Raw genomic sequence first — 12,303 nt, forward strand, 5'->3', positions numbered from 1 at the left:
GATACGTTTTTTGCCATATATAAAGAAAGCACCGCCGGAAGCAATAGGCGCGGTGGATACGCCCAATGGTTCCGACGGAGCGAGAGGCTCAAATTGTATGCTTTTTGTCAGCGCTTTACGATCATTATAGCATATGAAAAGCTCCCTTGCGGACGGATTGGGTGTGAAAGCGGAAAAATGTGCATGAAAAAAACAGGCTGCCGTAAAGGGGAAATGTCCACGGCAGCCTGCTGTGTTTGCCCGTTACCTCGCCGCGGTCAGCTTCACGAGCGTCACGGTGGGCGGGTTGAAGAGCCGCATGGGCGGCGCGGTGTCGGGGCGCACCCCGAGGCCGGGGCTGATGTGCTGCGTCAGCGTGCCGGAGGTGACCAGCCCCTCGACCACGCCCTCGCCGGGGAAGAGCCCGTAGCCCGAGACGTAGATCGGCCCCAGGAAGGGCAGGCGCGCTTGGCCGCCGTTGTAGTGCCCGGCCAGCACCAGGTCGATCATGCCGATGAGCGTGGCGCTCTTGCCCTCCGTGCGCGTGGTCGTCATGCCGCGCACGAAGCTCGCCTTGAGCGGCATGTGCGAGAGCACCACGTAGGTGTCCTCCGCCGCCATGCGCTCGCGCGCCTCGCGGATGCGCTCGATGCGGTCGAGCTGGTACAGCGCGGTCTTCTGCTGCACGGGGGTGATCGCGCGCCCGAGCTGCGCCTGGTACGTCTGCTCCGCCGCGTCCAGGTCCAGGCTCAGCGCCGAGTCGGGCGTGAACCAAAGCCTCTGCTCGCCCGATTCCACGCAGTAGGGCGCGTCCAGGTAGACGGCGCTGCGCTGCTGCGCGCCCAGGATGAAGGGGGCCAGCACGCTGTCGGCCAGGGAGTTTTCGCCTTCCAGCGGGTTCGGGTCGTTCTCCCCGGCGATGAAGAGCACCGGGCGCTTCTCGCCCAGCGCGGTCAGCAGCTCGTAAAAGGGCTGCGGGTCCTCGTCGTCGGCCAGCATGTCGCCGGTGATGCACACGAGGTTGTAGTTCTTGCCCGCGACGGCCTTGGCGATGTCCGCCTGCTTTTCCCCAAAGCGCGCGCCGTACAGGTCGGAAATGTGCAAAATCGTGTAGCCCTCGAATTCCTTGGGCAGGCCCGGGATGAGGGCGCTCACCTCGCTGACGGACACCATGCGCCCGACGATGGCGCTGTAAAGAAGCGACCCGCCGATCAGAAGGGCGAATAGGAGGAGGATCAGCAGCAGGGGCTTGAAGTTCCGCCGGGGCGGGGTGAACATCTCGTAGCTGGCGGAGACCGCCTTGTGCTTCCCCGCATAATTTGTGGAAAAGTTCTGGTAAGGGTTCTGAAAGCGGTCCTGCCTGCGGTTCATGCGGCCCCCTCCGATCTATAAGAGCAACAGCGCCCCGTAAAGGTGACGCTGGTTCGTCATTTTTCTGTCATTTTTCCGGGATATACTCTCATTATAAGCGCACCGCACGGGCGGCGCAACGAAAAAAACGTCCAAATTCGCTGGAAATTGTCGCCGTTTTTGTAGAATCGTGGGAAATGCGGCGCGAACGATTGGCGCCCGGTTCGACAGCATCCGTGCGCCTTTGACATGGCGAAAGCCCGGCGCATATGGTATAATCATCTTGTCGCGCGACAGGGCGCTTAGGGGCGCGTCCCCCGGCGCCGTAAAATCCGATAATAAGACGAAACATAAGAGCAAAAAGTTTCAGGAAACACGATAGATGACGCGAGGAAAAATCATGGCGAAGATGAAGACGGTTTACCAGTGCACCGCGTGCGGCTACGAGACGGGCAAGTGGATGGGCAAGTGCCCGGACTGCGGCGCGTGGAACACGCTGGAGGAGGCGCTGCCCTCGCAGCAGGCGGCCGCCGCGCAGGCGCAAAAGCCCAACAAGCAGCGGCCCGGAACGGGCGCGGGGGCGATGGCGCTCTCCCAGATTCCGGACGACGAGACGGCGCGCGCTTCCACGGGCATCGGCGAGCTCGACCGCGTGCTGGGCGGGGGCATCGTGGAGGGGTCCCTGGTGCTGGTGGGCGGCGACCCGGGCATCGGCAAGTCCACGCTGCTGCTGCAGGCGTGCGCGCACCTTTCAAAGGACGGGGCGCGGGTGCTCTACATCACGGGCGAGGAATCGGCCCGGCAGATCAAGATGCGCGCCCGCAGGCTCGGCGTCACGTCCGACAGCCTGTTCATCCTCGCGGAGAACGCGCTGGACGCGGCGGAGGCGCGCTGGCAGGAGATCGCCCCGGACTACATGGTGGTGGACTCCATCCAGACCATGTACAGGCCGGACATGGCCTCCGCGCCGGGCAGCGTCTCGCAGGTGCGCGAGGCGACCTCGCTGCTGATGCGCATGGCCAAGACGACGGGCTGCGCGGTCTTCCTCGTCGGCCATGTGACGAAGGAGGGGGCCATCGCGGGCCCGCGCGTGCTGGAGCACATGGTGGACGTGGTGCTCTATTTCGAGGGCGACCGCCAGCACGAGTACAGGATTCTTCGGGCGGTGAAGAACCGCTTCGGCTCGGTGAACGAGCTGGGACTCTTTCAGATGCATGAGAGCGGCATGACCGAGGTGGAGAACCCCTCGGAGATGCTCCTGTCCGCCCGGGCGAAGGATACGGCGGGCTCGGCCGTGCTTTGCGGCATGGAGGGCACCCGCCCGATGCTCGTGGACGTGCAGGCGCTCGTGGCGCAGACGCCGTTCGGCAGTCCGCGCCGCACGACCAACGGCTTTGATACGGGCAGGCTGGCGCTGCTGCTGGCGGTGCTGGAAAAGCGCGCGGGCATGCCCATGTACAACCAGGATGTATACGTGAACGTCGCGGGCGGGCTGGAGCTGACGGAGCCCGCGGCGGACCTGCCGCTGCTGGCGGCGGTCGCTTCCAGCGTGCGCGGCACGCCCGTGCCCTCGGACTGGGCGGTCATGGGCGAGGTCGGGCTCGCGGGCGAGGTGCGCGCGGTGGGCCAGGTGGAACGCAGGCTTTCAGAGTGCCTGCGCCTGGGCTTTGCCACCTGCGTGATCCCGCGCGAAAACCTGCGCCGCATCCGCGTGCCGGAGGGCATGAAGGTGTACGGCGTGGACACGGTATCGGAGGCGATCGCGATCCTGATCGGGTAGGAGGTGCCGGGCGAGGGCCTTTAGCCGCTTTCCCGAAAGCGCGTCCCTCCCTGTATACGCGCGGCGGCGCGGGTTATCCTATAGACATCCGAAATGCGTATGGAAAGCGGGGATGTGGGTGAAAAAGAAGAACATACAGCGGTGGCTCCGGGTGCTGTGCGCTGCGATGGGGGCGCTGGTGGGCGCGGGCGTCGCGGCGCTGGCGCTCGGCGTGTGGGAGATGCTCGCGGCGGACGGCGCGGTGGCCTTCCCGCACGCGGGGGCGCGCATGGCGCTCTATCTGGTCCTGGGCGGGCTGGGCTTCGGGGGTTGCGGCATTTTTTCGGGCATGATTCTGCGCTTTGTGCAGGAGAACGTGCACCGCGCGGAGCGCGCGCTCGACGGCGCGCCCGCCGAGCAGGTGCTCACCAGCGTCGTGGGCCTCATCGTGGGGCTCATCATCGCGCTTTTGACGACGCAGCTCTTCCGCACGTCGCAGCCGCGCGAGCTGTTCATGGCGCTGTCGGTGGTGGTGTACATCGTCATGGGCTACCTGGGCGCGTCGGTCGGCGCGCGCCGCTACAGGGAATGGCCGGTGGGCAGCCTGCTGGGCAAGCGCGCGGACAGGCGGCCGGAGCGGGCGGAGGCCAAGGAGGGGCCGCGCCCGAAGATCCTGGACACCAGCGTCATCATCGACGGGCGCATCTACGACATCTGCAAGACCGGCTTTCTGGAGGGCGCGCTGGTGGTGCCCCAGTTCGTGCTGGCGGAGCTGCGCCACATCGCGGATTCGGGCGACGCGCTGCGCCGCAACCGCGGCCGCCGGGGGCTGGACGTGCTGACGCGGCTGCAAAAGGAGACGAACCTGCGCGTGGAGGTGCCGGAGACGGACTTCGAGGACGTGAGCGAGGTGGACGTGAAGCTCCTGCGTCTGGCGCAGCAGACCGGCGGCATCGTGGTGACGAACGACTACAACCTCAACAAGGTCGCCGCGGTGACGGGCGTGCGGGTGCTCAACATCAACGAGCTGGCGGGCGCGGTGAAGCCCGTGGTGCTGCCCGGCGAGGAGATGAGCGTGCAGGTCGTGCGCGAGGGCAAGGAGCCGGGCCAGGGCGTCGGATACCTGGACGACGGCACGATGATCGTCGTGGAAAACGGCCGGCGCTACGTGGGCGAGACGCTGCAGGTCACCGTGACCACGGTGCTGCAAACCGCCGCGGGCCGCATGATCTTCACCAAGATGAAGCCGGTGGAGCGCGCGGTCTGACGGGGATAGACGATACGGGGGGCCGTAAAGCCGAATGCCGGCTTTACGGCCCCTCTTCTGGCCCTCGGCCGCGCCGATTTCATTTGTGTCCGCGCCTCCTGTGTGTTACAATAGGAGGCAAACGAATTTCCGGGGGCCGCGCGAAGCGCGCGGGCGTTCCGCCGTGCCCGGCGCGGCAGGGACGTCCCCGGAGGGCCCCCTCGCGGGGGATAAGGAGGAAGGATGAACAACCCGTCATCGCGCGCGCTGCGCGCCTATCACGCGGCGACGCTCTGCGCGTACGCCGTCGCCCTCGCCGCCTGCTTCATCTGCGACGTCGCGCTCCATCGCGCGCTCACCTGGTTCCCGGTGGTTCTCGCGTCGATCCTGCTCGCCTTCTGCGTGACCAACCTGCCGCTGCTCGTCCGGCGGGAGCGGCTCGTGAGCGCGCTCGCGGGCGTCACCGTCAGCCTCCTTCTGCTGCTTTTCTCCGTCGCGCGCTTCCTGGGCGACGCGTCGCTGTTCGCGACCGCGGCGGCCATCGCGGCCTTTCCGCTGGCGATTGCGTGGCTCGGCGCGCTGACGCTGCGCGCGCGCCGCGTCGGCGGGACGATGAAGGCGGCGGTCGTGCTGATGCTCTTGGGCGTGCTCGTCGCCTGCATGAACCCCTGGGTGGAGTGCGTGCTCTCGGGCGCGGCGGTGGACCTGCGGCTCTTCTGGAACTTCGAGTTCGACGTGGTCGAGCGCGCCGGACATTACGCCGGCAACTTCCTCGCGGGCCTGGGGCTCATGGTCGCGGGCGCGGTGACGGCGGCGGCGGCCGTCGCGCGGCGCAGGTGAGCGCCCCCTTGACAGCGCCCTTCGCCTGTGTTAAGATTCTTCTATACTATTTGGATAGTCAGGAGGGGCGCGCATGCCCGTCAAGTTATTCGATTCGGAACGCAAGGTGATGGAGCCGCTCTGGCGCAGCGGCGACCTTCCGGCGGGGCGGATCGCCAAGCTGCTGCTTTCGGAGATCGGCTGGAACCGCAACACGACGTACACCGTCATCAAGAAGTGCATCGAGAAGGGCGCGATCGAGCGGCGCGAGCCGGGCTTCGTCTGCCACGCGCTCATCGGGCGCGAGGAGGTGCAGCGCCAGGAGACGGACGAGCTGATCGACAAGATGTTCGACGGCTCGCAGTCGGCGTTCTTCGCGGCGATGCTCCGCCCGGGCAGGCTCAGCCGGGAGGAGATCGACCGCCTGAAAAAGCTCGTGGACGAATTGGAGTGATGCGGCGATGACCTTGCTTCGCATGAGCCTGGGCGGCTCCTTGATGATCGCGCTGACGCTCGTCCTGCGGGCGCTGTGCCTGCACCGACTGCCCAAGCGGGTGTTCGTGCTGCTGTGGGGGCTTTGCGCGCTGCGGCTGCTTCTGCCCTTTTCGCTGCCGGTGCTGCAGGTTCCGCAGGAGGCGTACGCGCCTCAGGCCGCCGGCGCGGCCGTGCCCGGCACGGCGGACGCCCTTTCGGCGCTCGCCGCGCACGGCCGCGCCTTCCTGGCGGGCGGCGGCCTGCGGGGGCTGTACGCGCTGGGCCTTGCGGCCGCGGCGCTCTACTTCGCGCGCGCGTACGTGAGAAGCCGCCGTTTGCTGAGGACGGCGCTGCCGCTGGGGCGCCGCGCGCAGGGCGTGCCCCTCTACGAGAGCGACCGCATCCGCACGCCGCTCACCTATGGGGCGGTGCGCCCGCGCATCGTGCTGCCCGCGGGCCTCGCGCTGGCGGGCGAGGCGCTGGCGGACGCGCTCGCCCACGAGCTGAGCCACGTGCAGAGCCGCGACGTGCTCAAGAAGCTGCTGCTGCTCTCGGCCGCGCTGCTGCACTGGTTCAACCCGCTGGCCTGGGTGATGTACGCCCTGTGTCAGCGGGACATCGAGCTGTGCTGCGACGAGCGCGTGCTTCGCGCGCGGGGGGAGTCGGCGCGGCGCGGCTACGCGCTCTCCCTGATCGCGCTGGCGGAGCGCTGCCGGACGGAAGGGCCGCTTTGCGTCTCGTTCGGCCGTCGCGCGGTGGAAGAGCGCGTCATGTCGATCATGAAGTGGCGCAGGCCCACGTTCGCCGGGCTCGCCGCCTGCGCGCTGATGGGCGTTACCATGACCGGAGCGCTCGCGGCGACCAGCCTGACCTACGCGCCGCAGGAGACCGCTTCGCTCACCCTTTCGACGCGGGCGCTGTACGCCGCGGACATGGACGCCGTAGGCATGGACGTCGCCCCTGACGGGATGCAGGGCGCCGCGCCGCGCTTCGTCAGCGTGACGGTCGCCTCTCCCGCCCCCCTGACGGAGGAGGTTTGGGCCGAGGTGAAGGCGTCCGTCCTGACGGGGACGGGGGACATCGTCCTGACGTCCGCGGACGCCGCGGAGCCCCTGGACGCGCAGGGCCTGCGCGCAGATGTCGCCATCGTGAGCGACACGCCCGAGTACGCCGAGTACCTGCTGACGCTGCGCGAGCCGCAAGGCGGCCTGGACGATGCGTCCTTCGACGCGGTGGTGGCCGACGTGTCGGACGGGATCGCGTTTTCTGTGAGCGCCGCGCCCGGCAGGGGGCAATGACAAACCCGGGGCCGATAAGGCGCCGCTTGACAGGGCGGCGCTTTCCTGTTACACTGATATTTAGATAACTTTCTAATTTCTCGGACGAGGGAGGCGGGGCGCATGGCCTTTCCCGATACGTTCAAGGCGCTCTCCGACCCGGCGCGGCGCGAAATTTTGATGATGCTGCGCGGCGGGCGCATGTCCGCGGGGGAGATCGGGCAGCATTTTGACATGACGGGCGCGACGATCTCCTATCACCTGTCGCAGCTCAAAAAGGCGGGGCTCGTCTTCGAGACGAAGCAGAAGAACTTCGTGTTTTACGAGCTGAACACGTCGGTCTTTGAGGAGCTGATGCTCTGGATCTCGCAGTTCATGGGAGGGGACGGACATGAAGCGGATACGCATTGACAGGACGCTTGCGCTGACCACGGCGCTTTGCCTGCTGCCCATGGCGATGGCGGCCATCCTTTACACGCGCCTGCCGGACCAGGTGCCCACGCACTGGGGCCCCGCGGGCGAGATCGACGGCTATTCGTCCAAGGCGTTTGCGGGGTTCGGCATGCCGCTGCTGCTGGCGGCGATCAATGGGGTGGTGCACGTGGCGCTCGAGAACGACCCCAGGCGCCGGAACATCGCGCGGCCCATCGCCCTGATCGCCCAGTGGACGGTGCCTGCCGTCTGCCTGCTGGTCGTGCCGGTGATGCTGCTCGCGGGCCTGGGGCGCGAGGTGCCCGTGGGCATGCTCCTGCCCGCGTCCGCCGGCCTTTTGATGATGGTGCTGGGCAATTACCTGCCCAAGACGCGCAGCAGCTACACGGCGGGCATCCGCCTGCCCTGGACGCTGAAAAGCGAGGAAAACTGGCGGCGCACCCACCGCGTCGCGGGCGTGTGCTTCGTGCTGGGCGGCCTGTACATGATCGTCTCGGCGCTCGCCTTCCCCGCGTACGCCTGGACGGGGCTGGCGGTGCTGCTCGTGCTCGCGCTCGTGCCGTGCGCCTACTCGTACCTCCTCCACAGGCGGGGGATCTGAAAGGAAGAAGCAAAAAAGGATGCAATCGCCGGATCGCATCCTTTTTGCCGTTCAAAACCCTTTTTCGAGCAGGAGCTTTTCAAACTTCTTCTCGGATAGAATCTCGTGCGTGAGAAATTCGCCGTCATAGAAGAGGGAAAACGTCGTGAAGGGGACCGGGGCATTTTGGGCCTGCTCCTTCGTGAGCAGGTGAACCGCCTGAAACGGCGCGTTTCTCCCCTTCGCCAGGGCCTCGAGAAGGGGGACGTACTTTGCGGTGAAGGGGCATTGGCTGGTGTAGTAGACCGTAAACCCGGTTTGCGTCCCGCGCGCCCTCTCCTTCACGGCCGCTTTAAAGCGGGGCTTTTCGGCGCCCTTTTCAAACGGGAGGTACAGCAGCTCGAAATAGGGGTCCGCCGTATCGGCGGTTTCAAAGCCCTTGTGCCGCATGTACTTGGGGTCTGAAAGGAAGCCCATCTTCTTGGGCGAGGACAGGGCCGCGAGCCCTTTCTTTCCCTTCGCCCGGCTGTCCCGGATGCACTCCTCCAGAAGCAGGTTTGAGTGCCCCTGGCCCTTGAACTGGCCGGACACCCACAGGCAGTCGATGAACATGTAGCCGTCCGCTTCGATGGGCGTCCACGCGTATTCGGCGGGGATGTACTCGATGAAGCATTTTCCCCGGACGTTTCCCTTCAGGAAGACGAGCCCCTCGTCCAGCCGGTCCCGGAGCCACGCCTTCTTCGACGCGACCTGGCAATCCTTCTCGTTTGAAATCGCGCAGCAAATATGTTCTTTTCCGATGTTTTCGTGGGTTATCCTGATAAGTTCCATCCTGCTGATCCCCCTGCGGCGTTCGTTTGGTTGTGCTCCGGCCGTGTGCCGGAATGACGGGTTTCTTCCATTGTAGCTTCCGCTGGGGGGAATGTCAAATCGCGCGCCTTTCGGCCGCGATGCTTGCCGCCCTGCGCGGTGTTCTTCGGCCCGGCCGCGCTGGAGGACGCGCCGACGCTCGCGGACGCGCGAATGAGCGCGTATCTTCTCAACCCGAACAGCAAAAAGAAGGAAGCGGCGACGCGCTTCCTCGAAGGGACGGCGGAAAACCCCCTGCCGCCGGCGGGCAGCATCCCGTACCCGGGCCGATGGGGTACGCGGCCTGGCAGGCCGGGCCCCGCGCGGGGCGCTAGAGGATGTTGGAAAGCGTGGGGTCGTCGCGGTGCGACAGGTGGCGCAGCGCCTCGTCCAACAGCGCGGCCTGCGTCAGCGCGTCTCCCTTTTCCTCGGCCTCGATCGCGGCGGACAGCGCCTTGAGCGTCTGCGTGACCTCGTCGATGTCCGGGTGGTCGATGAGCAGGCGCAGCCGTTCGCGCCGGTCGAGCCAGTCGTCCTGCATGTCCTCCGCGCGCTCGGCGGCGAGCGCGTAGTCCTCCGCGCGGATGGCCTGCCGCGTCAGCTCGCACGAGAGCAGCAGGGACTTGGAAACGCTGTGGGTGTAAACCATGGAAGAAATCGCCGCTCCCACGATCAGCAGGGGCAGCAAGATGACGAGAAGGATGCGCTGCTTCATGCCGTCACCACCTCACCTGCTCGGGCTTCAGGACCTGACGCACGCAAAGCCGCCCGTCTTTTTTGCGCGACTGGACGTAGATGCGCCCCTGCGTGTCCAGCGAGCAGAGCAGCACGTCCTTCGGCCCCTCGAACCCGAGCGGCGCGAGCGTCTTTTGCAGCCAGCTCTCGTCAAAACCGCCCAGGCGCAGCGCCTCCCGCTGCACCGCGCCGTCCAGCACCAGAATCAGCGGGATGCCCTCGTAGTCCGTCGTGAGGTTCAGGTCCGTCGGCGTCACCGGCCGCGACGCGGCGCTTTGAAAGGCGGTCAGCGTGCCGTTCGTCTCCAGCAGGGCCGTGTCCACGTCCGCGATGTTGAGGATGCCCTGCGAGCGGATGCCCTCGATCAGGTCGTTCAGGTCAAAGCACAGCCGCTCCAGCTCGCCCAGTTGGATCTTGCCCTTGCGGATGAGCACGCTGGGCTTGCCGCAGATGAACGCGCGGAAGCGCTCGCTGCGGAAGGAGAAGATGGTGATCAGGCTGTGCAAAAAGAGCAGCGTCAGGATGGAGACGACGCCGCTGAACAGCGAGATGCCCACGTCGCCCATCGGCACGGCGGCCAGCTCCGCGATCATCAGGGTGATGACCACCTCGAAGGGCTGAAGCTGCGCGAGCTGCCGCTTGCCCATGGCCCGGATGACGAGCACCGTCAGCGCGAAAAGCAGCGTGGTGCGAAAGAAAACCGTCAGCATGTGAGCGCCCTCCTTACGGCGTTATCGTGCTGAGTTTTCGGCAAAAATATGCCGCCCCTTTTCCTTTACGCTACATTTGTTGTAAATTGAAACCGAGTGTGGTAAAATAAAATGGCTATGGGTGAGAAACGGCTGGGCGGAGGGGATTGCGGATTGGAAAAACTACGGGGCTGGCTTGAGCACATGAACACCGTGGAGCCGGAGGTCGGCCGCATGGTAGACGAAGCGGACGCGGCGGACGTTTGCGGCGCGTTTCGCATCGTGCTTCCGTGCATCGCCTCGGCAGAGCTGATCAACATCCTGCTGATGGTCTGCGTGGACGGCTGGCTGCGCTCGGCCTCCCGGCGGGTCTACTTTACGCTGTACGTCTCGCTGTTCGCGGCCTCCGTCGCCTGCTTTTTGTACCTGCACGTGCACCGGGGCGACGTGCAGACGCGCCCGCGCGCCATCCTGAACGGCCAGGTGGTGTACGTCACGTTCCTGTGCCTGTGGGGGACGTTCGTGACGCTTTACGATCAGCGCGCGACCGAAAACGTCAGCGTCTACGTGACGCTGGTGATGGCGGTGGCGGTGCTCGCGCGCTTTCGCCCGATGCAAAGCGTCTGCGTGCTGGGCGCGAGCCAGCTCGCGCTGCTGCTCTTCTTTACGCGGTTTCAGCCGGAGCGCGTGAACAACACGGGCAATTACCTCAATACGACCTTTATGTGCGTGACGGCCATCGCCATCGCCTGCACGCGCTACGGCTACCGGGTGAGCGAGATGCGCTCGCGCCTCATCATGACGCGCCAGAAGGAGGAGATCGAGCGCATCAACGACCGGCTCCGCTATCTGGTGGATACGGACGAGCTGACCGGGCTGTCCAACCGCCGCGTGCTGGATGGGGCGCTGCCCGCGCTCTTCGGCCGGTGCCGGGACGAGGGCAGGCCGTTCGCCACCCTGATGATCGATATCGACGACTTCAAGGCGTTCAACGACGCCCACGGGCACCAGATGGGCGACCGGTGCATCCGCGAGGTGGCGGAGGTGCTTCGCCGCGCGGTGCAGGAGGTCGGGGAGCGCCTGGTCGTGCGGTACGGCGGCGAGGAATTCGCCCTCTTCGCGGCGGACATCGACGAGCCGCGCGCCGCGCGCCTCGCGGACGAAATCTGCGCGCACGTGCGCGGCCTGTGCATCGAGGGCCGCGAGGGCATGTGCTACGACGCCGTGCGCGTGAGCGTCGGCTGGCATTGGGGCGTGCCGGGGCCGGAGGCGCGCGTGTCGGAGGCCATCGCCCGCGCGGATCACGCGCTTTACGAGGCGAAGGAGGGCGGAAAGGACCGCGCGGTGCGGGGATGAGGGCGCCCGGCGTTCAGGCCGGGTAAATTACATGGACGATAAGACAAAGTCGCGGCCGGTGTTTTCCGGCCGCGACTTTCGTTTCATTTCCTTCTGGCGTTTCGCCCTCGCGCCCCTTGCGTTCGACCGGCTCCCTTCCGCGCCCGCGAGGGGCGCTTTTTTTGCGCGCCTCATGGCCGCGGGCGGCGCGCCCGGCCCCGCGACTGCAAGGCCCCCGCCGCGCGCGAGAGGGCCGAGGCGAAAAGCCCCATCGCCGCCGCGTGGCGCAGCCCGGGCGGCAGAAACGCGAACGCGGCCGCAAACAAGAGCCCCTCCGCGAGCGCGATCCGGCGCGAGCGGCGGACGAAGGCCTGCCGTTTGCCCTCCAGATAGCGCTTGTTCGGGTGGAGCACCAGCGGCTTTAGGAGCAGGCATAGGAGCGCGAGCAGCGCGATCCCCGCCTCCGCGGCCGGATGCCAGGGGCCGGTGAGCACCCCCGGCAGGAGAAAGAGCAGCATCGTGGCAAAGCAGCGCAGGTGCGTGCGCGCGTGAAAGCCCCCGCCGAACGTCTGGTTGAGGTAAAAGAGGCCGACGATCAGCGCCGCCTGCACGCCCCGCCCCAGCACCGCGCCCGCAAGCAGCAGCCCCAGCGTGCTTAAAAGCGTGTAGATGAGCAGGTCGAAGCCGTAGGCCGCGACCTCGCGCTGCTCCGGGTCCAGGTATCCGCGGGCGGCGAAGAACCCCGCGAGCCGGCCGGCGATCCTCTGCATGCACGTCCC

13 protein-coding genes are annotated in these 12,303 nt (G+C 66.6%); 8 read left to right on the forward strand and 5 right to left on the reverse strand.

What is annotated here, in order from left to right; genetic code table 11:
• Positions 1–243: 243 nt before the first annotated feature.
• Positions 244–1,350: a metallophosphoesterase gene (locus tag C1725_RS04270; protein WP_102410434.1), complete on the reverse strand. Its 1,107-nt coding sequence runs from the start codon at positions 1,348–1,350 to the stop codon at positions 244–246.
• 379 nt (positions 1,351–1,729) lie between these two features.
• Between C1725_RS04270 and radA the strand changes: the two genes are divergently transcribed.
• The 7 genes from radA to C1725_RS04305 all read left to right on the forward strand — a co-directional run bounded on the left by radA (position 1,730) and on the right by C1725_RS04305 (position 7,937).
• Positions 1,730–3,109 carry a DNA repair protein RadA gene (gene radA / locus C1725_RS04275; RefSeq protein WP_102413238.1) on the forward strand — a complete coding sequence of 460 codons (1,380 nt, stop codon included), beginning with the start codon at positions 1,730–1,732 and terminating at the stop codon, positions 3,107–3,109.
• Between the two features lie 118 nt (positions 3,110–3,227).
• On the forward strand, positions 3,228–4,355 hold the full coding sequence (locus tag C1725_RS04280; protein WP_346026333.1) for a PIN/TRAM domain-containing protein: 1,128 nt from the start codon (positions 3,228–3,230) through the stop codon (positions 4,353–4,355).
• A 222-nt stretch (positions 4,356–4,577) separates the two neighbouring features.
• Positions 4,578–5,174, forward strand: coding sequence for a hypothetical protein (locus C1725_RS04285; RefSeq protein WP_102410435.1), 597 nt, complete (start codon positions 4,578–4,580; stop codon positions 5,172–5,174).
• A gap of 73 nt (positions 5,175–5,247) precedes the next feature.
• A complete protein-coding gene (locus C1725_RS04290) occupies positions 5,248–5,607 on the forward strand; it encodes a BlaI/MecI/CopY family transcriptional regulator (protein ID WP_102410436.1) in 360 nt (119 codons plus the stop codon).
• A gap of 7 nt (positions 5,608–5,614) precedes the next feature.
• Positions 5,615–6,925: a M56 family metallopeptidase gene (locus C1725_RS04295; RefSeq protein WP_102410437.1), complete on the forward strand. Its 1,311-nt coding sequence runs from the start codon at positions 5,615–5,617 to the stop codon at positions 6,923–6,925.
• Positions 6,926–7,027: 102 nt separating this feature from the next.
• On the forward strand, positions 7,028–7,315 hold the full coding sequence (locus tag C1725_RS04300) for an autorepressor SdpR family transcription factor (RefSeq protein WP_102410438.1): 288 nt from the start codon (positions 7,028–7,030) through the stop codon (positions 7,313–7,315).
• The gene (locus C1725_RS04305; protein ID WP_102410439.1) at positions 7,296–7,937 is read left to right on the forward strand and encodes an SdpI family protein; all 642 of its coding nucleotides are present in this window, start codon (positions 7,296–7,298) and stop codon (positions 7,935–7,937) included. The genes C1725_RS04300 and C1725_RS04305 overlap by 20 nt, the downstream gene beginning before the upstream one ends.
• Before the next feature lie 51 nt (positions 7,938–7,988).
• Here C1725_RS04305 and C1725_RS04310 read toward each other — a convergent pair whose 3' ends face one another.
• The 3 genes from C1725_RS04310 to C1725_RS04320 form a co-directional block, all read right to left on the reverse strand.
• Positions 7,989–8,747: a YoaP domain-containing protein gene (locus C1725_RS04310; protein ID WP_102410440.1), complete on the reverse strand. Its 759-nt coding sequence runs from the start codon at positions 8,745–8,747 to the stop codon at positions 7,989–7,991.
• Positions 8,748–9,096: 349 nt separating this feature from the next.
• A complete protein-coding gene (locus C1725_RS04315) occupies positions 9,097–9,480 on the reverse strand; it encodes a DUF4363 family protein (protein WP_102410441.1) in 384 nt (127 codons plus the stop codon).
• Between the two features lie 4 nt (positions 9,481–9,484).
• Complete coding sequence (locus tag C1725_RS04320) at positions 9,485–10,210, reverse strand: YetF domain-containing protein (RefSeq protein ID WP_102410442.1); 726 nt, start codon at positions 10,208–10,210, stop codon at positions 9,485–9,487.
• 153 nt (positions 10,211–10,363) lie between these two features.
• On the opposite strand from C1725_RS04320, the gene C1725_RS04325 reads away from it, so the two are divergent.
• Complete coding sequence (locus C1725_RS04325; RefSeq protein ID WP_346026334.1) at positions 10,364–11,545, forward strand: GGDEF domain-containing protein; 1,182 nt, start codon at positions 10,364–10,366, stop codon at positions 11,543–11,545.
• A gap of 170 nt (positions 11,546–11,715) precedes the next feature.
• On the opposite strand, the gene C1725_RS04330 is transcribed toward C1725_RS04325, so the two are convergent.
• Entirely contained in the window at positions 11,716–12,294 is a 579-nt protein-coding gene (locus tag C1725_RS04330) for an accessory gene regulator B family protein (protein WP_102410444.1), read from the reverse strand.
• Positions 12,295–12,303 lie beyond the last annotated feature (9 nt).

The organism is Beduinella massiliensis (assembly GCF_900199405.1).
Taxonomy (GTDB): Bacteria; Bacillota; Clostridia; order Christensenellales; family Aristaeellaceae; genus Beduinella; species Beduinella massiliensis.

Excerpts from the sequence above, each read along its gene's own strand:
- C1725_RS04270 (WP_102410434.1), bottom strand. The coding sequence starts at position 1,350 with ATGAACCGCAGGCAGGACCGCTTTCAGAACCCTTACCAGAACTTTTCC.
- radA (WP_102413238.1), top strand. The coding sequence starts at position 1,730 with ATGGCGAAGATGAAGACGGTTTACCAGTGCACCGCGTGCGGCTACGAG.
- C1725_RS04285 (WP_102410435.1), top strand. The coding sequence starts at position 4,578 with ATGAACAACCCGTCATCGCGCGCGCTGCGCGCCTATCACGCGGCGACG.
- C1725_RS04290 (WP_102410436.1), top strand. The coding sequence starts at position 5,248 with ATGCCCGTCAAGTTATTCGATTCGGAACGCAAGGTGATGGAGCCGCTC.
- C1725_RS04295 (WP_102410437.1), top strand. The coding sequence starts at position 5,615 with ATGACCTTGCTTCGCATGAGCCTGGGCGGCTCCTTGATGATCGCGCTG.
- C1725_RS04300 (WP_102410438.1), top strand. The coding sequence starts at position 7,028 with ATGGCCTTTCCCGATACGTTCAAGGCGCTCTCCGACCCGGCGCGGCGC.
- C1725_RS04305 (WP_102410439.1), top strand. The coding sequence starts at position 7,296 with ATGAAGCGGATACGCATTGACAGGACGCTTGCGCTGACCACGGCGCTT.
- C1725_RS04310 (WP_102410440.1), bottom strand. The coding sequence starts at position 8,747 with ATGGAACTTATCAGGATAACCCACGAAAACATCGGAAAAGAACATATT.
- C1725_RS04315 (WP_102410441.1), bottom strand. The coding sequence starts at position 9,480 with ATGAAGCAGCGCATCCTTCTCGTCATCTTGCTGCCCCTGCTGATCGTG.
- C1725_RS04320 (WP_102410442.1), bottom strand. The coding sequence starts at position 10,210 with ATGCTGACGGTTTTCTTTCGCACCACGCTGCTTTTCGCGCTGACGGTG.
- C1725_RS04330 (WP_102410444.1), bottom strand. The coding sequence starts at position 12,294 with ATGCAGAGGATCGCCGGCCGGCTCGCGGGGTTCTTCGCCGCCCGCGGA.